We start from the raw sequence: 17,533 nt of genomic DNA on the forward strand, positions 1-17,533 counted from the left end.
GGACCGCGGGGGATACGTAAACATGCTGGCTTATGCGCTTCGACGCGTGCTGATGCTCGTTCCCGTGTTCCTCGCGGTGTCCGTCGTCATATTCCTGATCCTTCATTTCATCCCGGGGGATCCAATCGACAATCTGCTGAAGGTCGGCGCCCCACCGGAACAGCGGGCCGAAATGATGACCCGCTACGGCCTGGATCGGCCGCTGCCTGTGCAGTATGCGATGTGGCTCTCCAAACTTTTGACGGGGGATCTGGGAACCGCGATTGTGGCGCGTCGACCGGTCGCCGATCTCATCGCCCAAGCCCTTCCCCATTCATTGCTTCTCGGCGGGGTGGCACTTGCCTTCTCGTCCCTTCTTGGGATTGCATTCGGCGTTGTCGCCGCCCTGCAAAAGGACCGATGGCTCGATCGTCTCGTCATGGGCGGCGTTCTCTTCGGATCGATGCTGCCGAGCTTCTGGCTTGGTCTGCTGCTGATCCTCGCCTTCTCCGTCGGATTGGGCTGGTTCCCGGTGTCGGGTGCACGCACTTGGTCATCCCTCGTACTGCCGGTGCTGACCATCGGCTTTGGTGGTACGGCGCTTGTCGCGCGGATCACGAGGATTTCGATGATCGACATAGCATCGCGAGACTTTGTCCTTCTCTTGCACGCAAAGGGCCTGTCACCCCTTGAAATTCAGCTCAGATATGTCCTGCGGCATGCCCTGATCCCCGTCGTGACCATTCTGGCGCTCCGGATCGGATGGATATTGGGCGGTGCGGTTACTGTTGAAGTCGTCTTTGCGCGACCGGGATTGGGAACCCTGTTGATCAAGGCATTGAGCCAGCACGACTATCCCGTGGTACAGGCGAGCCTGTTGATGCTGTCCATGGCTGTCATGCTTGGAACCCTGCTCGGCGATCTGCTGCAGGCGGCGATGGATCCGCGCGTCAGGGGAGCTGTGGCATGACAGCCCGGATTACATTTGAGGGTCTGCGGCACTCCGTTCTCGGCCCGATGCGGCGTAGCTTCTCCCGGCCATCCGGCGCTCTGGCAGGTGCTTGGTTGATACTCGTCGTGCTCGGAGCCGTATTCGGCCCGATCCTCAGCCCTTATGCCTATGATGCGCAAGTGCTGAAGGAGGCTTTTGGTCCACCTTCAGCCGGGCATTTCCTGGGGACGGACGAGTTTGGTCGGGACCTGTTGACGCGGCTCCTTCAGGGCGCCCGCACATCGTTGGCCGTCAGCAGCATTTCGATCCTGATATCGGTCACCGCCGGTTTGACGATAGGGGCGGCGGCCGGCTATTTCGGCGGTGTCTTCGACCGCATTGTGACTGCCATGGTGGATCTCACCTGGTCTTTTCCTGAAATCCTGATCGCCCTTATCCTCGTGGCAATCATAGGCCCGGGTGTCAGCGGCACCATGGCGGCAATTGCGGTTGCCTATCTCGCGCAATTCGCTAGGCTCGCGCGTGCGCAGATCATGACCCTGAAAGGCGAGACCTATATCGAGGCGGCCCGAAGTCTCGGCGCTGGTCACGGCCATCTGCTTTTCTGTCACCTGATCCCCAACGCGCTCGCACCTGTGCTGGTCAGTGCCATGTTGGCGACCGGCGATGCGATCATTCTGGAAGCCACCCTCGGTTTCTTTGGCCTTGGCGCTCAACCACCCATGCCAAGCTGGGGGTCGATGATGTCTTCAGGCTCAGCACTGTTGTTCAAGGCCCCCTGGATCATCATCTTTCCCGGTCTCGCCGTCGCGTCGACGGTCATCGCCATCAATCTCTTCGGGGACGCGTTGATTGCCGCCCTGGATATTCGCGACCCGCGCCGGAGCCAGCCATGAGCGCGCTTCTCGACGTGCAAGGCCTGTCGGTCAGCATCGGAAATGCCGCCTTGCTGGATGAGGTGAGTTTTTCCGTCGAGCGGGGGCAAATCCTGGGTCTCGTCGGTGAAAGCGGATCGGGAAAATCGCTCACCGCGCTGACCATAACCGGCCTTTTGCCTTTGATCGGCGGACGCATCACCGGCGGTCGCGTCATGTTCGATGGCACGGACATGGCGAGGCTGGGGGAAACCGGCCTGCGTAAGCTGCGTGGCCGACGAATTGGATTTGTCATGCAAAACCCCATGACGGCGCTCGATCCGGTCCAGCGGATCGGCGAACAGGTGGATATAGTCTCGCGGCTCCACTTGGGTCTTTCCCGCAAGGAGGCCCGTTCCCGTACCCTCGACCTGTTGGCGCAGTTGCGTATTCCCGAGGCAAGCGCGATTGCCGAAGCTTATCCTCATCAACTCTCTGGCGGCATGAAGCAGCGTATTGTGATCGCCATGGCGCTCGCCGGAGATCCTGACCTTATCGTTGCGGATGAACCCACGACAGCGTTGGACGTAACCGTTCAGGCGCAGATTATCCAGATCCTGACCGGCCTCGTGCGGGAGCGTGGTCTCGCTCTGCTCCTGATAACCCACGATATGGGCGTCGTTGCCCAGGCATGCGACCGCGTGGCCGTCCTCTATGCTGGCCGGCTTGCGGAAGAGCAGCCGGTCGGATCACTTTTTGAAAGGCCGGCCCATCCATACACCAAGGCACTGATCGGCTGCATTCCGCGGGATGGAATGGAAGCCGGCGGACTGCGCGGAATTCCCGGGACCGTTCCGGGCGCCGCTCACTTTCCATCCGGGTGCCGGTTTCATCCGCGCTGCGACCGGGTCCTTGAAACGTGCCGGACGAGGCAACCTCTCCTTCGCCCTCTTTCCCCCAGCGGAGCGGCCACCTGTTTTCTGGTAGAAGGAAAACCCGCATGACAGATCCGTTGCTGTCGATACAGGGGCTGACAAAGCGATTTGCAACGGCCGGCGGTTGGTTCACCCGACCGCGCGAAATGACAGCCGTGCGAAACGTGGATCTCTCTCTGTCACGCGGTGAAGTGGTCGGCGTTGTCGGTGAATCGGGTTGTGGAAAGTCGACCCTGGCCCGACTGATCATGCGGTTGATCGAGCCGAGCGAAGGAGACGTGACGCTTGATGGCGTCAGCCTCGGCAACCTGGATCGGCGCGACCTTCAGGCGATCAGACGACGCATGGCGATGGTCTTCCAGGATCCCTATTCATCGCTTGACCCGCGGTTCACCATTGCCAGGAGCCTGGAGGAGCCGTTCGCGGTTCAGTCTCGCCAGGTCTCGCCTGACGAGATTGGCGCGATGCTAGACAGTGTCAGGCTTCCGGCTTCCACCGCCCAACGTTATCCGCACCAGTTGTCCGGTGGCCAGCGCCAGCGGGTGGGCATAGCTCGGGCCCTTGCGCTTAAGCCTGCTCTCGTCATCCTGGACGAGCCGACGGCCTCCCTCGATGTGTCGGTTCAGGCACAGATCATCGAACTTCTGGCAACGCTGCGCGATCGCTTCGGTCTCACCTATCTCTTCATTTCCCATGACCTCAGCCTGGTTCGCTACTTCTGCGACCGGATCGTCGTCATGTATCTCGGCTCCGTGGTCGAAGTGCTCCCGTCTCCCCGCACGCCACCGCGTCACCCCTATACCCGAGCACTGATGGATTCGAGCTTCGCGCCCGATCCGAGCCTCCGCAGGACGATCGCACCCCTCTCCGGCGAAATACCCTCTCCGTTCAGTCTGCCCAAAGGTTGTGCCTTTGCAGCACGGTGCAGCCGCGCAAGCAGCGACTGTCACGACGAGGTGCCTCGTCTTGAGCGCCACGATGGTCATGCCTTCGCCTGCCTGCACCCCCTTTGACTGTTGAAGCTGGATATCCTCATGTCTTTTCGCGTCCTGACTGCCGAATTCGTCCATGAAAGCAATACCTTCAAGAAGGGTAAGACTGATCTCGATGCCTTTCGACGCGAAACGCTCGACCTGGGCCGAGCTGCAATCGAGAGATTCGGCGACGTCAATGCAGAGATTGCGGGCTTCCTCGATGCAGGACGCGAGGCAGGCTGGAGTATAAGGCACGTGGTGTCTGCCCATGCCACACCGGGCGCACGCGTGTCGCGAGAGGCGTTTGATCATATTGCCGGGCTGATCTGCGATGCGGCCCGCGAGGAAGGCGAGGATCTGGACGGCATATTGCTTGCCCTGCATGGTTCGATGGTCCCGGATTTTTGCGAGGATGGTGAAGGCGAACTGCTCAGCCGGATTCGAGCGATCGTCGGACCGGACCTGCCCATCGCGGTCACGCTCGATCTGCATGCGATGGCGACACCGCTGATGGTCAGCCAGGCGCAGATCTTCGTCTCCTACAAGACCTATCCCCATATCGACATGCGCGAGATCGGTTGCCAGGCCGGGCGACTGCTGCACAGGGTCCTGGCCGGTACCATTCACCCACGAACGCTGCGCGTTCATATCCCGATGCTCGACGAAGCGAATGCTGGGCGCACGGACGTGACGGAAACCAAGGCTCTTTACGACCGCGCTCGATTGCACGAGCAAGAGCCCGGAATCCTCGCGGTATCGATCAATGCCGGATTTGCCGAGGCGGACATCGAGGAAGCCGGAGCAACCGTGCTGGTGACCTATGATGAAGCCACAGCCGGAACACAAACACGGGCCCAGGTTATCGCCGATGGTCTGGCGGCGACGATTTGGGAGCAGCGTGAGCAGGTCGCCAATGACTTTCTGTCCCCGGCGGACGCGGCAGGCATCGCCAAAGACTTTGAGTTGTCGGGCCGCCCTCTCGTCATCGCCGACTACGCTGACAATCCCGGGGCAGGGGCCTATGGGGACGCCACGGCCCTGCTTCAGGCATTGCTGGCGGCAGGTGCAACACAGGGCGCCTTTGCTCCGATCATTGATCCGGAGGCGGCAGCGCTTCTGCATCGCCATCGCGCGTGCGATACCGTAACGCTGGAACTGGGCGGCAAGGTCGACCCGACCTTCGGGGGCGGGCCGCTGACGCTGACCGGCCAGATCATGTGTCTGTCCGATGGTTCCTACACTGGTGACGGGCCCATCCTGGGCGGGATCACACACAGCTTTGGACCCACAGCCGTATTCAGGGTCGCCGGCATCGACATTCTCGTGGTGAGCATTCCGGGTCAGATGCTTGATTTGCAACAGGTCCGCGCTTTCGGCATCGAGCCGACACGCCTTCGCTTCCTGGTGGTCAAGTCGATGCAGCACTTCCGCGCTGCTTTCGAGCCTCTCGCGGCCAAGGTGATCGTCTGCGATAGCGGCGCCCTTGCGACACCGCGGGCAGAACTTCGCCCCTATGTCCGCGTTCGACGACCGATTTGGCCCTTGGACAAGTAAGCAAATTCTTCAGCGAGCCGACGGATGCCGCAAGCGCACTTCAGGCGTTCGCGGTCATACCGAAGCGACGCAGGATTTCCGCGATCTTCGCATCCTGTTCCGGATCCGGCAGAAGCGCCGGTTGGCGGCTGGCACCGACCGAGGCGTCTTGCAAGAAGAGCGCCCGCTTGACCATGGCAGGGGCAAAGCCGAGCGCATAGAGATCGGTGCGGAAGGCTGTGAAGACCGCCTGCTGTCTCTCGGCTTCCGCGATGTCGCCGGTGTTGTAGCCTTTCAAAATTCCAGCCAGAACCTCCGGCAGCGCATTGCCGAGACCGGAAATGCAGCCGGCAGCACCGTTCTGTAGCGCCCAGAGCACCAGGTGATCAGGACCGGAATAGACGTCGAAACCCGGTATGTCGCGGGAGACGGCGAGATAGGCTTCCAGCGTTTCCTTCGCGCCGCCCGAATCCTTGATTCCGGCGATATTGCCATGGGCGGCGAGTTTGCGGGCCGTCTCCGGCTCGATGTGGTTCTGCGTGCGGGCCGGGATATCGTAGAGATAGATTGGCGTGTTCACGGCATCGGCAACCGTCGAGAAGTGGCGGATGAGGCCATCCTGCGTGCAGGCGATGAAGAAGGGCGTGATGACGGCGATGGCCGTCACGCCGATCCGGTCGAATTCCTTCGCAAGCTTGATCGTCTCGAAAGTGGCCGGCATGCCCGCATTGACGATGACGTCGACCTTGCCGCCGACCTCGTCGATCACAGCTTCCGCGAGCCTCACTTTCTCCTCGAAGGTGAGCGCGGTGAAATCCCCATTGGTGCCGGCGCACATGATGTTGTTGCCGGCGGCCACCTGACGGCGGACCTGCGCGCGCGTGGCTTCGTAATTGATCGTCTCGTTCTCGTTGAAGCAGGTGACGAGCGCGACGAAGGCCTTTTTCGACATGGTGGTGTTCTCCGGAATTGTCTGACTTACGAGGCGCGGCTGAGACGGGCAGCGCGATTTTGCGCCTGAACGTCGGGATCGGGATCAAGCCCTGCAGCAAGCAGCGCCTGGGTATAGGGTTTCTGCGGGGTCTCGAAGATCTCGCGCACCGTTCCGAGTTCGACGACCTCGCCCTTCTGCATGACCATCACATGGTCGGCAAAGTCGCGCACCACGGGCAGGTCATGGGCGATGAAGATGAAGGCGATGCCCATGTCGCGGCGCAGCCTGTCGAGGAGCGCGATGACCTGCGCCTGGACCGACACGTCGAGGGCCGACACGGCCTCGTCGCAGATGATCAGCTGCGGTTCGAGCGCCAGAGCCCGGGCAATGGCGATGCGCTGGCGCTGGCCACCGGAAAACTGGTGCGGATAACGACCCATATGCTCCGGGCCGAGCCCGACCTGGGTCAGCAGTTCAGCGACCCGCTCCCGCCACTTCGCTTTCGGCAGGATATCGGGGTGGATGATCCAGGCTTCCGAGATCAGCTGATAGACCGTCATGCGCGGGTTCAGCGACTGCGTCGGATCCTGGAACACCATCTGCAGATCGCGGCGCAGCTTGTAGAGTTCGGCGGGCGACAGGGTGAAAAGGTCGCGGCCCTTCCAGTGTGCAGAGCCGGAATCCGGCTCATCGAGTCGCAGAAGAATGCGGGCGAGCGTCGACTTGCCCGAGCCGCTTTCGCCCACCACGGCCAACGTCTCGCCCGCCAGCAGATCGAAGGACACGCCCTTCAGCGCGGCGAACGCGCCGTAGGTCTTGTGCACGTCCCGCACGCTGAGCACGGGTTCGGCACCCTTCAGCGGCTGATGCATTTCGCCTTTGCCCGGCGCTGCCGCGATCAGCTTCTTGGTGTAAGGATGCTGCGGGTTCTTGTAGACCTCGCGCACCGTGCCGGCCTCGACCAGAACACCCTTTTCCATGACCACGACACGGTCCGCGATCTCGGCGACGACGCCGAGATCATGCGTGATGATGAGAACGGCCATTCCGGTTTCGCGCTGCAACTCCTTGAGAAGTGCCAGCACTTCGGCCTGCACGGTGACATCGAGCGCGGTGGTCGGCTCATCCGCGATCAGAAGATCGGGTCGAAGCGCAAGTGCCATCGCGATCATCACGCGCTGTCGCTGGCCACCGGAAAATTCATGCGGGTATTTGTCGAGCGCATGTTGCGGCTCTGGAATGCCGACGCGTCCGAGGAGCCGAAGCGCCTCGGCCTGGGCTTTTGTGCTGTCCGTGCCATGCGTCGTCAGCGCCTCGCGGATCTGCCAGCCGACGGTGTAGACCGGATTGAGATGGCTGAGCGGATCCTGGAAGATCATGGCGATACGGCGCCCGTTGATCTCGCGCCGCTCAGCCAGTGGCATCTTCAGAAGATCGACGCCGTCGAGGAGAATTTCGCCGGACGAGATACGCCCCGGCGGCATGTCGATCAGGTTCATGATCGCCGACGATGAGACCGACTTGCCCGAACCGCTTTCACCCAGGATCGCCAGCGTCTCGCCGCGGTCGAGATGATAGGACATATCACGCACGGCCTTGACCACGCCGACGGCTGTATGGAACTCGACGGAGAGGTTGCGGACTTCGAGAAGGTGGTCAGCCATTCTTGGCCCCTTTCATTTCCAGACGCCAGCGCTGCACCGGATCGAGCGCAATCCGCAGCCAATTGGACAGAAGGTTCAGCGACATCGTCGTGAGGATGATCGCGAGCCCCGGCCAGAAGGACAGCCACCAGGCATTGGTAAGGTACTGCCGTCCCTGGCTGATCATCAGACCCCAGGTGATCTCCGGCGGCTGAATGCCGATACCGAGGAAGGAAAGCGCACTTTCCGCCAGCATCACATAAGCGAAGTCGAGGGTGGCGAGCGTGGTGAGCGTTGGAAGCACCACCGGCAGGATATGCCGGAAGACGATGCGCTTGCTGGACGCGCCCATGACGCGCGCCGCCTGCACGAACATGCGCTCGCGGATCTCCAGCACCTCGGCCCGTGTCGTGCGCAGATAGACGGGGATGCGGGTGATGGCGAGCACCATCATCAGGTTGAGGATGGACGAGCCCAGAATGTAGAGCACGATGACCGCAATCAGCAGCGAGGGAAAGGACATGATCACGTCCGCAAGACGCATGATGATCTGACTGATCCGAGGTGAGGAAAAGCCGGCGATCAGGCCGAGAACCGTTCCGGTCACCGCCGAAATCAACACGGCACCGGCCGCGACCATGATCGTGTTCTGCGTGGCCACGATAATACGTGCCAGCAGCGGCCGACCGAGCGCATCAGCGCCCATCCACCAGACCCAGGCCTTGTCGAAATCGAAGGGTGCTGCGTTGCGGCCGCGCAGGTTCTGCTTCGTCGCGAGATCACCAAGCCAGCTCGGGCCAATGATCGCCATGAGCACAATGATCAGCAGAAAGATCGCAGCACAGAGTGCGAACTTGTCGGCGAGCAACATGCGGACCATGCGCTTGAAGAAGGGAGGCTCGTCAATGACGGCGGTGGCGTCGAGGGACATCGTCTTCTCCTCAGTTCCTGATACGCGGATCGAGAAGCGCGTAAGCGAGATCGATCAGCAGGTTCATGAGAAAGATGGCGAGAGCCGTCACGAGGATTGCAGCCAGCACCACGTTGAAGTCGCGCTGCAGGATGGAATCGATCATCAGCTTGCCGACGCCCGGAAAGCCGAAGATGGTTTCGATGATGACGGCGCCGTTGAGCAGACTGGCCGCCTGGTCGCCGATGACGGTGATGACGGGCAGCATGGCATTGCGCAGTGCATGGACGAAGATGATTGGGGTCGATTTCACGCCCTTGGCACGCGCGGTTTTCACGTAAGCGGATGAGAGCGCCGAGATCATCGAGCCCCGCACCACCTGCACGATGATGCCGAAAGGCCGGACGAAGAGCACGCCGATCGGCAGGATCCAGTGCCAGATCGACCCCGTGCCCGAGGTCGGCAGCCAGGAGAGGTTCACCGCGAAGATGACGATCGCGACGATCGCCAGCCAGAAATCCGGAACGGAAGCACCGACCAGCGAGACGATCGACGAGAAGCGATCGAAGAAACCACCGGCGCGAAAGGCGGCGAGCGAGCCGACAACGATGGCGGCTGCGGTGACGAGACTCATGGTGATGACGGCAAGCCACAGCGTCCAGACGAAGGCCTCAAGCACCACGTCGAGCGCCGGTCGTGCCTTGCGCAGGGACTCGCCGAGATCGCCGGTCACGACGTCGCCGACATAGCGACCGAACTGCACCAGCAGCGGATCGTTCAGGCCATGCAGTTCCCGGAACTGGTTCTTCATCTCTTCCGATGCCTCGACCGGCAGGAAGAGCGCTGCCGGATCACCGGTCAGACGGGAGAGGAAGAAAACCATGACCACCAGCCCGATCAGAGAGATCAGACTGGCCACGGCGCGTTTTCGGATGAAGCTCAGCATGGCGCCCTCGAAGAAAACGATGCGGCGGGATCATCCCGCCGCATGACTTGCCTTGGGACGGGCGGCGATTGCCGCCCGACAATTACTTGATCTTGATCTCGGAGAGCTGGAGCATGGAATTCGTCGCCATCGTTGGCTTGAAGTCCAGGCGCTCGGAGACACGCGAGAAGCCGACCATATGGAAGAGAAGCACATCGGCAACCACATCGTCATGCAGATAGGCGATCAGTTCCGACCAGAGCTTCGCGCGCTCGTCACCGACGGCAGCCGACGCACGTTTGATCAGGTCGTCGACCTTGGGATCGGAGAAGCCCGACTGGGTACCTTCAGTCGCATACTTGAAGAACATCGAGAAGGACGGATCACCCTTCGAGTTGTCATGCATGGCTGCAACCAGCTGCGGACCACGGCCTTCAGCGAAAGGCTTCGAGTAATACTGCTCGTGCTCGGCGACTTCGACGAACTTCAGCTCGACCTTCAGACCGACTTCCTGCAGCTGCTGCTGGATCGCTTCCATGATCTCGGTGACGTTCGGGAAGTTGGCGGAGCGGGCGATGATGGTGATCGGCGTATCAACCTTCACGCCATCAGCCTTCGCCTCTTCGATCAGCTTCTTGGCCGCTTCGGGATCATAGGCCGGAACCTTGACGTCCTTGTTCCAGCCGAGTGTCGGCGGGGGCACGATGGCGGTTGCCAGCAGAGCGCTCTCCGGCAGCAGTGTACCGAGGAAGGCCTGGCGATCGATAGCAAGGTTCAAGGCCCGACGGATGCGGACATCGTTCAGCGGTTCGATGTTGTGATCGATGCGCAGATAGACGGTTTCGCTATCGAGATAGGAGAAATCGGTTGCCGGATTGGTCGCCTCGACCTGAGAGATTGACGGCGAAAGATCGGCTTCACCGGCCTGAACCATGGCGGCGCGAACAGCCGGATCAGCACGGAACAGGTAAGTTGCCTCGGTCACCTCGGGCTTCGCGCCCCAATAGTCGTCGCGGCTGGTCAGAACGATCTGCTGGCCGGGTGTCCAGTTGGAAAGCTTGTACGGGCCGGTGCCCACAGGTTCGCGAACGAATTCAAGCGGCGTTTCCTCAGGCACGATGGTCACGAGCGTGAGCAGCAGCGGCAGGATCGGCTGGACCGGATCGGCCTTGAAATCAACCGTGTAGTCGTCGACGACGGTCGGCGTGACCGTCATGCCGCCGAAGTAACGACGGGATTCGCAGGTGTTCTTGTCGCTCATGATGCGGTCAAAGCTGTGCTTGACGTCCTTGGCATCGAAGGCGGTGCCGTCGGAGAACTTGACGCCCTGACGCAGATGGAAGCGCCAGCTGCCGTCGGCATTCTGCTCCCACTTCTCGGCGAGACGCGGCTGAACGCCGGTACCGCCGCGCACATCGAGCTCAGTCAGCGTTTCGCTGACATTCTCCATGATGATACGGCCGATGTTCGAGCGCGTCGCCATGCAAGGCTCAAGAAGATCGGCCTCTTCGGCGAGCACGACCTTGATCGGGCCGGAACCGGCATAGACTGGCGACAGGGACGTGCCCATGACGAGGGCACAAAGCAATGCAGTCTTTCTCATTTTCATTCTCCTCCCAGATGAATTCAGTTTGAAGCTTTCACGCCTCGCGAGCGCGCAGCCATAAGCGCGGCGAGGCAGATCAGGACCGCACCGACCACGGTGGTCAGGGCGATGGTTTCGTTGAACAAGGCAAAACCGCCGAAGGCCACCAGTGGCAGCCGCAGAAAGTCGACCGGCGCGACGATGCTGGCGGGGGCAAGCGACATGGCATGCGTCATCAGGCCCATGCAACTGGTACCGACCACGCCCTGCAGGGCGAGCAGCGCAAGCTCGCGGTTTCCCGGCATGGCGAAAAAGGGCACGGCGAGCGCCAGCGAAATCGGCACGGTCAACAGAAGATTCCAGACGACCAGCGTCGACGTCGTGTCACCGCGTGACATGGACTTGAGGATCAGCTGGATGGCGGCCTGCAGAAGCGCGCCACCCAGAGCGAGCCCAACCGCGAGCGTAAATCCCGACGGCGACGGGCCGACAATGACCATGGCACCCGAGAAGCCAACCACGACGGCAAGAAACATCGAAAGACCGGGCCGTTCTCCCAGAAGAACCGCAGCGCCAAGCACAACGAAGATCGGTGACATGAAGGCAATCGCCGTAACGTCCGCGAGCGGCCCCATGCTGAAGGCGGCGAAGAAGGCGACCATTGCGAAAAGCTTGAACAGCGCGCGAACGGCGTGCTGGCCGAGCGTATGCGTCGATTGCAGAACCTGGGGCCGCAGAACAACGAAGGGCAAGAGCATGAGGACGCCAAACAACGCCCGGAAGAATGCAATCACGAAGGGATGCACGGCACCATCCAGCGCACGCACGATGACGGCATCGGATGCAGCCAGCGCCGCAGCCCCGACTGCGAAGAGCACGGCAGCGGTCACCCGCTCGCTTTTCCCTTCTGCACGCATGCAATCCTCCCGGACCGACCTCCACGTCGGCATGCATAAAACATCCAACTTCCAGCAATCTTTGTCAAATGATTTCCCAATGTAAAAATATGCAAAATCCAAACATCAAATTTAATCACGTTTTTTCAAAGAGATAAAAATCGCACGGAGATCAAATCCCGCAAATTACAACATAAGCAAACTTGACAACTTTGCGAAAAAAGTCGATCTCGATGGGCAAGAGGAGCGACTTCATGACCCCTGATGATATTGCCCGGCGCATGACCGGCGCGCTTGCAACCATCGATGCCGTACGCACGGAAGCCTATCTTCCGTCTCCGATGGTGCAGAACCATGCATCCTTCCTGCACGTGCAGGCGGATGGCAGCCTGATCTGCGCCTGGTTCGGAGGATCACTCGAAGGAAAGTCGGACATTTCGATCTACGCTTCGGTCCTCGCGCAAGGCGCGGACAGCTGGGGCCCGCCGCAACGATTGAGCGGCGACCCTGACCATTCCGAGCAGAACCCTGTGCTGTTTGCAGCCCCCGATGGGCGGCTACTTCTGTTCCACACCTCGCAGCCTTCGGGAAACCAGGACGAGTGCCGGATCCGCATGACCGAGGTCACGACCGACGCCGCCGACCCGACCCGATTGACCGCAGCTGAAGGCCACTATCTCGATCTGCCGCGCGGCAGCTTCGTGCGGGCTCCGGTGGTCATCCGGACCGACGGCGCCTGGCTCTTGCCGATCTTCCGCTGCATCCCCCGACCCGGCCAGAAGTGGAACGGCAGCCATGACACCGCCGCCGTCGGCGTAAGCGAAGATGGCGGGACAAGCTGGCGGCTGGAGGAACTCGATCAGTCGACCGGCTGCGTGCACATGTCGCCCGTCACGCTCGGCGAAAACACGATCGCTGCCTTCTTTCGGCGTCGCCAGGCAGACTTCGTCTACCGGACGGAGAGCGCCGACGAAGGCCGGAGCTGGAGCAATCCGGCACCGACCGACCTGCCGAACAACAATTCCTCCATCGCAGCGATTGCTTTGAACGACGGACGCGTTGCAATCATCTGCAATCCCGTCAATGCCGCGGCCTCCCCGGACCGTCGCACCTCCCTCTACGACGAACTCGGAGAGGAAGACGACAGGCCGGAGGCGGACCCGACCGGGGGCTGCGCCCCCATCTGGGGAGTGCCGCGTGCTCCGGTCACTGTCTGCATCTCAAGCGATGGCGGATTGACCTTCCCGCAACGGATCGTGATTGAGGATGGACCAGGAACCTGTCTGTCGAACGATTCCACCGATGGGCGAAACAAGGAAATGTCCTATCCCTGGCTGCTGGCCGGCCAGGATGGATCGCTCCATATCGCCTACACCTATCACCGACGCGCGATCAAATATGTCCGGCTGGCCCCCGGCTGGGATCGTCCCGAAAACGGAGAATGACATGAGCGGCATAATCGGCATCACCATGGGCGATCCTTGCGGCGTTGGCCCCGAGATCTCGGTCCGCGCCCTGGCCGAGATGACTGCGGAAGATCGTGCGGCCACGCGCATCTACGGCAATCTCGCGACCTTGAATGCAGCGCGGGACGCGCTTGGCCTCACCCTTGATCTCGTGCCGAATGTCGTCGACATCGAGGTGGAAGGCGCGCCGCTCCCCTGGGGAACCCTGAGCCCGGTTGCTGGCGACGCAGCGTTTCGCTTCATCGAAAAGGCAGTCCGCGATGCCGAGGCTGGAACGATCGACTGCATCGTGACAGCCCCGATCAACAAGGAAGCCCTGAACCTGGCCGGCCACCATTATGACGGCCACACCGGCATGCTGCGCAGCCTCACCGGCTCGAAAGCCGCCTATATGCTGCTCGCCTCTGAGCGCCTGAAGGTCATCCATGTCTCGACCCATGTCTCGCTGCAGGAAGCGATCCGCCGGGCAACGACCGAGCGCGTGCTGGCCACCATCAAGGCCGGAAATGACCACTTGAAACGCATCGGCTACGACAAACCACGCATCGCGGTCGCCGGCGTCAATCCGCATTGCGGCGAAAACGGCCTCTTCGGCACCGAAGACGATGACCAGATCGCACCGGCAGTCGCGGCCGCACGCGCGGAGGGCATCGACGTCCACGGTCCCATCTCTGCCGATACCGTTTTCCACCGCGCCTATTCCGGCGCTTTCGACCTCGTGGTCGCGCAATATCACGATCAGGGCCACATCCCGATTAAGCTCGTCGCCTTCGATACGGCCGTCAACGTCTCGGTCGAGCTGCCGATCGACCGCACCTCAGTCGACCATGGCACTGCCTTCGATATCGCCGGCAAGGGTATCGCCAACCACGGCAACATGAATTCTGCCATCGCCTATGCCCGCAAGCTGGTCGCCGGCAAAGCCAAGCAAGGATGACCTCGATGACCGCATCCATCACCCTTCACCAGCCACGCCGGCTGATCGTCGGCGCAGGCACGATCGGAGACGTCGGCGGCCTCGTTTCCGACGCCACATCCACTCTGGTCATCGCCACCCCAATCACCGCAGGCTTCATTGACCGGCTGAAACTGCCGGGCAAGATCGAGATCTTCGATGCGATTCCGGGGGAACCGGACGTGGCCACTCTCGAAGCGGCGCTCACGACTGCTCGCCGGGTGAAGCCCCAGGTCGTTGTCGGCCTCGGCGGCGGCTCGGTCCTTGATGTGGCCAAGCTCGTCGCTGTGCTTTGGGACAGCGAGCAGACTCTGGCCGATGTTGCTGGCCCCAACAAGGTCGCCGGTCGCAATGTCCGCTTGATCCAGGTCGCAACCACAGCCGGAACCGGATCCGAAGCCGGCATTCGCTCCCTCATCACCGATCCGGTCAAGGGCGCGAAGATTGCGGTCGAAAGCCCGCACATGATTGCCGATGTGGCCGTGCTTGACCCGCAACTCACCTTCACCGTTCCGCCCGCCGTCACTGCCGCGACCGGTGTCGATGCCATGGCCCATTGCGTTGAGGCCTTTACCAACAAGCGCGCGCATCCGATGATCGACGGCTTTGCCCGCATGGGTTTCCGCCTCGTTGGCAAATATCTCGCTCGGGCCGTCAAGGATGGATCGGACACCGAGGCCCGTGAAGGCATGATGCTTGCCTCCTATTACGGTGGCATCTGCCTCGGCCCCGTCAACACCGCAGCCGGCCACGCCATCGCCTATCCGCTCGGCACCCGCCTTGGCCTGCCGCATGGGCTGGCCAACGCCATCGTATTCCCGCATGTGCTCGCCTTCAACCAGCCGGTCGTGCGCGACAAGACGGCAGAGGTGGCCGAGGCCCTCGGCTTCGGTGCGAGCTCGCCCGACGCTCTCCTGGAACAGGCCTGCCGCTTCTGCACGGATTTGAACATCGAGATGCAACTCTCCCGCCATGGCGCGAAGGAAGACGACCTGGCAGGTTACGCTGCGGAAGCCCATGCCAATCGTCGCCTGATGGACAACAATCCGGCGGAAATGTCGGTTGCGGATGTGCTGGCTGTCTACAAGGCCGCCTACTGACGGCATTCATCGACGCTGAAGTGGATCACGGACGACGCAGTCCTCTGGCGTTCCCGGACATGGGGCCGGGACGAGATCAGCTCATTCATCGCTCACCGGCGCCAGCGATGCGCTCGCCTGAAAAAGACGGGCACGGGAGCCTGTGAGATGCGCGTGCATCAGCTCTTTCGCGCGCGCTCCTTGTCCCGAAGCGATTGCTTCGGCAATTGCCTCGTGCTCGGCAAATACCCGCGAAAGCCCCGCATTGTCGCGTTTGACCGAAACACCATGGAAGCGCATGCCAACCGCGATGTGATCCTTCAGGGCTTCCATGGCGGTTGAGAAATAGGTGTTGTTGGCAGCCCGTGCGATAGCGAGGTGAAACTGAAAATCGGCATCCTCGCGGTGTGCCTGCCTGTTGGTCGCGTCCCGCATCAGCTCCAGCGCTTCGCGGATCGCGGAAAGCGCACCGGGTGTGTGGCGCATGGCGGCAGCTTCGGCGGCGGCCGGCTCCAGCGTCATGCGAAACTCGTAGCAGTTCAGGAGATCGGCCACGTTCTCGAGTTGCCCGAAGCCCAATGGTTGTTTCATGCCGACGGAACGCACGAAACTGCCCGCCCCGCGGCGCGAATAGATCAACCCCTGCTCGCGAAGTCGGCGCAGAGCCTCTCGAACAATCGGCCGCGAAACCTCGAACTCGATCGCCAGATCATGTTCTGTGGGTAGTCGCTCGTCCGACTGGTAGGAGCCTGACTTGATCGCGCGGTGCATGCGCTCAAATACAAGATCCGCCAGGCTCTTTCGTGCAGTTCCGCTTTGCAGTCCCATTGTCAGCCCCTGCCTCCGCCCAGATGTCGCGCAAGCGTTACCAGTGTGTCCGGCCCCCCGAATCCGCCGGATTTGGCTATGATACATTGACTGTCGGCATAGGCCAGCCCGAGCCCCGGCAAGCATTCTCCCTGCAGCCGAAAGGAGTGGATTCCCATGCGCGCAAGAACGGCTTCGGCTGTCGCACCGCCACACAACAGCAAGGTCCGTGCCGTCCGGGTCATATGCGGATGGACACTGGTTGCAAGGTTGTCCGAAACCTCTTCCGAGGAAATGGAAACCGCGCCCTCAGTCGCCTGCACCACGGCAATCTGCGCCGAATTCGATGTGGCCGGCGCCATGACGCCGTTCGGAGCGGGGTGATAGGCAACCGTATCGAGTTGCCGCAATTGCTCCACCTGCTCGACCGTGATCCGATCATGCGAGCCGATGACAAGCAGGCCCGGCCCTTCCGGCGGAGCGACGAACCCGGCCTCGGACTGCCCCGTCATCTGGCGCGCCAGCGCCTCAGCCAGCCCCCGTGCGCCGACGAGAAGATCGACGCCGCCGGCTTCGGCCGTTTCCAATGCGGCCAGCAGATCATCGTCCTTTAACGTATCGGGAACGGTTGCGCAGGCGGCGTGGTGCCGAAGCACATTGACGATCGAAATCGGGTTCGCAACGCCAAAGCCCTCGACATGACCGTTCCGCACCATCCGTCCGAATGCCGGGATAGCGGGTGCGACCAGGGCTTTTCGATAGGAAATGGCGTCCAGCTCCGGGGAGATGTGGCCCTTCAAGCGGGAGTCGATTTTCTTGAACAGGCGAGCATGCGGAGGCAGCTGTTGCACAACATGGCGCATCGACTGAAACGCCTCTTCTGAAGATCGCTCACGTGATGCCAGATTGATCGCGAGAACATCCGGCGACAAGGGCAGCCTCTGGGCGACTGCGGCGGCGTTCAGCACGACCTCTGTGTGCAGTCCCCTTGCGGCAAAGGGGGCGGCTGTATCCAGGGCACCTGTGAGATCGTCGGCAACGATGACGAGCACCCGAAATCTCCTTGTTGTTATCTTCTGTAGAGAAATATGAACGTGTTTTCAGAA

The 17,533-nt window shown here is 61.6% G+C and carries 16 protein-coding genes; 8 read left to right on the forward strand and 8 right to left on the reverse strand.

Translation table 11 applies throughout. The annotated features are described in order from the left end of the window. Positions 1-22 precede the first annotated feature (22 nt). From DFO46_RS19880 to DFO46_RS19900, 5 genes are read left to right on the forward strand one after another with little or no spacing between them, the layout of a single operon-like run. Entirely contained in the window at positions 23-949 is a 927-nt protein-coding gene (locus DFO46_RS19880) for an ABC transporter permease (RefSeq protein ID WP_120278756.1), read from the forward strand. Beyond that, on the forward strand, positions 946-1,827 hold the full coding sequence (locus DFO46_RS19885) for an ABC transporter permease (RefSeq protein ID WP_245422662.1): 882 nt from the start codon (positions 946-948) through the stop codon (positions 1,825-1,827). The genes DFO46_RS19880 and DFO46_RS19885 overlap by 4 nt, the downstream gene beginning before the upstream one ends. Next, positions 1,824-2,789: an ABC transporter ATP-binding protein gene (locus DFO46_RS19890; RefSeq protein WP_120278757.1), complete on the forward strand. Its 966-nt coding sequence runs from the start codon at positions 1,824-1,826 to the stop codon at positions 2,787-2,789. Before DFO46_RS19885 ends, DFO46_RS19890 begins: the two co-directional genes overlap by 4 nt. Further along, positions 2,786-3,733, forward strand: coding sequence for an ABC transporter ATP-binding protein (locus tag DFO46_RS19895; RefSeq protein ID WP_120278758.1), 948 nt, complete (start codon positions 2,786-2,788; stop codon positions 3,731-3,733). Before DFO46_RS19890 ends, DFO46_RS19895 begins: the two co-directional genes overlap by 4 nt. A 21-nt stretch (positions 3,734-3,754) precedes the next feature. Then, positions 3,755-5,248 carry a M81 family metallopeptidase gene (locus DFO46_RS19900; protein ID WP_120278759.1) on the forward strand — a complete coding sequence of 498 codons (1,494 nt, stop codon included), beginning with the start codon at positions 3,755-3,757 and terminating at the stop codon, positions 5,246-5,248. 40 nt (positions 5,249-5,288) lie between these two features. Here DFO46_RS19900 and DFO46_RS19905 read toward each other — a convergent pair whose 3' ends face one another. The 6 genes from DFO46_RS19905 to DFO46_RS19930 form a co-directional block, all read right to left on the reverse strand. Beyond that, positions 5,289-6,179 carry a dihydrodipicolinate synthase family protein gene (locus DFO46_RS19905; protein ID WP_120278760.1) on the reverse strand — a complete coding sequence of 297 codons (891 nt, stop codon included), beginning with the start codon at positions 6,177-6,179 and terminating at the stop codon, positions 5,289-5,291. A gap of 26 nt (positions 6,180-6,205) precedes the next feature. Beyond that, positions 6,206-7,825 carry an ABC transporter ATP-binding protein gene (locus DFO46_RS19910; RefSeq protein ID WP_120278761.1) on the reverse strand — a complete coding sequence of 540 codons (1,620 nt, stop codon included), beginning with the start codon at positions 7,823-7,825 and terminating at the stop codon, positions 6,206-6,208. Beyond that, entirely contained in the window at positions 7,818-8,735 is a 918-nt protein-coding gene (locus tag DFO46_RS19915) for an ABC transporter permease (protein WP_120278762.1), read from the reverse strand. Before DFO46_RS19915 ends, DFO46_RS19910 begins: the two co-directional genes overlap by 8 nt. Before the next feature lie 10 nt (positions 8,736-8,745). Then, positions 8,746-9,660 carry an ABC transporter permease gene (locus DFO46_RS19920; protein ID WP_110792692.1) on the reverse strand — a complete coding sequence of 305 codons (915 nt, stop codon included), beginning with the start codon at positions 9,658-9,660 and terminating at the stop codon, positions 8,746-8,748. Positions 9,661-9,742: 82 nt separating this feature from the next. Continuing rightward, positions 9,743-11,242, reverse strand: a complete 1,500-nt coding sequence (locus DFO46_RS19925; protein WP_183041969.1) for an ABC transporter substrate-binding protein — start codon at positions 11,240-11,242, stop codon at positions 9,743-9,745. A 23-nt stretch (positions 11,243-11,265) separates the two neighbouring features. Continuing rightward, entirely contained in the window at positions 11,266-12,141 is an 876-nt protein-coding gene (locus DFO46_RS19930) for a DMT family transporter (protein WP_120278764.1), read from the reverse strand. A gap of 233 nt (positions 12,142-12,374) precedes the next feature. On the opposite strand from DFO46_RS19930, the gene DFO46_RS19935 reads away from it, so the two are divergent. The 3 genes from DFO46_RS19935 to DFO46_RS19945 are packed head-to-tail and all read left to right on the forward strand — an operon-like array spanning position 12,375 to position 15,641. After that, positions 12,375-13,565 (forward strand): exo-alpha-sialidase, encoded by a 1,191-nt coding sequence (locus DFO46_RS19935; protein WP_120278765.1) that lies wholly within the window; start codon positions 12,375-12,377, stop codon positions 13,563-13,565. Between the two features lies 1 nt (position 13,566). Continuing rightward, on the forward strand, positions 13,567-14,523 hold the full coding sequence (pdxA, locus tag DFO46_RS19940) for a 4-hydroxythreonine-4-phosphate dehydrogenase PdxA (protein ID WP_110792696.1): 957 nt from the start codon (positions 13,567-13,569) through the stop codon (positions 14,521-14,523). Next, positions 14,520-15,641 (forward strand): iron-containing alcohol dehydrogenase, encoded by a 1,122-nt coding sequence (locus tag DFO46_RS19945; RefSeq protein ID WP_120278766.1) that lies wholly within the window; start codon positions 14,520-14,522, stop codon positions 15,639-15,641. The genes pdxA and DFO46_RS19945 overlap by 4 nt, the downstream gene beginning before the upstream one ends. Before the next feature lie 81 nt (positions 15,642-15,722). Here DFO46_RS19945 and DFO46_RS19950 read toward each other — a convergent pair whose 3' ends face one another. Together DFO46_RS19950 and DFO46_RS19955 are read right to left on the reverse strand one after the other, a co-directional pair. Further along, complete coding sequence (locus DFO46_RS19950; protein ID WP_120278767.1) at positions 15,723-16,448, reverse strand: FadR/GntR family transcriptional regulator; 726 nt, start codon at positions 16,446-16,448, stop codon at positions 15,723-15,725. A 2-nt stretch (positions 16,449-16,450) separates the two neighbouring features. Next, complete coding sequence (locus DFO46_RS19955) at positions 16,451-17,479, reverse strand: four-carbon acid sugar kinase family protein (RefSeq protein ID WP_120278768.1); 1,029 nt, start codon at positions 17,477-17,479, stop codon at positions 16,451-16,453. Between the last annotated feature and the right edge of the window lie 54 nt (positions 17,480-17,533).

The sequence above is a fragment of the Rhizobium sp. AG855 genome, assembly GCF_003610655.1.
Taxonomy (GTDB): domain Bacteria; phylum Pseudomonadota; class Alphaproteobacteria; order Rhizobiales; family Rhizobiaceae; genus Allorhizobium; species Allorhizobium wuzhouense.

Coding starts and splice junctions, on each gene's coding strand:
- DFO46_RS19890 (WP_120278757.1), top strand. CDS start 1,824: ATGAGCGCGCTTCTCGACGTGCAAGGCCTGTCGGTCAGCATCGGAAAT.
- pdxA (WP_110792696.1), top strand. CDS start 13,567: ATGAGCGGCATAATCGGCATCACCATGGGCGATCCTTGCGGCGTTGGC.
- DFO46_RS19950 (WP_120278767.1), bottom strand. CDS start 16,448: ATGGGACTGCAAAGCGGAACTGCACGAAAGAGCCTGGCGGATCTTGTA.
- DFO46_RS19900 (WP_120278759.1), top strand. CDS start 3,755: ATGTCTTTTCGCGTCCTGACTGCCGAATTCGTCCATGAAAGCAATACC.
- DFO46_RS19945 (WP_120278766.1), top strand. CDS start 14,520: ATGACCTCGATGACCGCATCCATCACCCTTCACCAGCCACGCCGGCTG.
- DFO46_RS19880 (WP_120278756.1), top strand. CDS start 23: ATGCTGGCTTATGCGCTTCGACGCGTGCTGATGCTCGTTCCCGTGTTC.
- DFO46_RS19910 (WP_120278761.1), bottom strand. CDS start 7,825: ATGGCTGACCACCTTCTCGAAGTCCGCAACCTCTCCGTCGAGTTCCAT.
- DFO46_RS19885 (WP_245422662.1), top strand. CDS start 946: ATGACAGCCCGGATTACATTTGAGGGTCTGCGGCACTCCGTTCTCGGC.
- DFO46_RS19920 (WP_110792692.1), bottom strand. CDS start 9,660: ATGCTGAGCTTCATCCGAAAACGCGCCGTGGCCAGTCTGATCTCTCTG.
- DFO46_RS19905 (WP_120278760.1), bottom strand. CDS start 6,179: ATGTCGAAAAAGGCCTTCGTCGCGCTCGTCACCTGCTTCAACGAGAAC.
- DFO46_RS19915 (WP_120278762.1), bottom strand. CDS start 8,735: ATGTCCCTCGACGCCACCGCCGTCATTGACGAGCCTCCCTTCTTCAAG.
- DFO46_RS19930 (WP_120278764.1), bottom strand. CDS start 12,141: ATGCGTGCAGAAGGGAAAAGCGAGCGGGTGACCGCTGCCGTGCTCTTC.
- DFO46_RS19925 (WP_183041969.1), bottom strand. CDS start 11,242: ATGAGAAAGACTGCATTGCTTTGTGCCCTCGTCATGGGCACGTCCCTG.
- DFO46_RS19935 (WP_120278765.1), top strand. CDS start 12,375: ATGACCCCTGATGATATTGCCCGGCGCATGACCGGCGCGCTTGCAACC.
- DFO46_RS19895 (WP_120278758.1), top strand. CDS start 2,786: ATGACAGATCCGTTGCTGTCGATACAGGGGCTGACAAAGCGATTTGCA.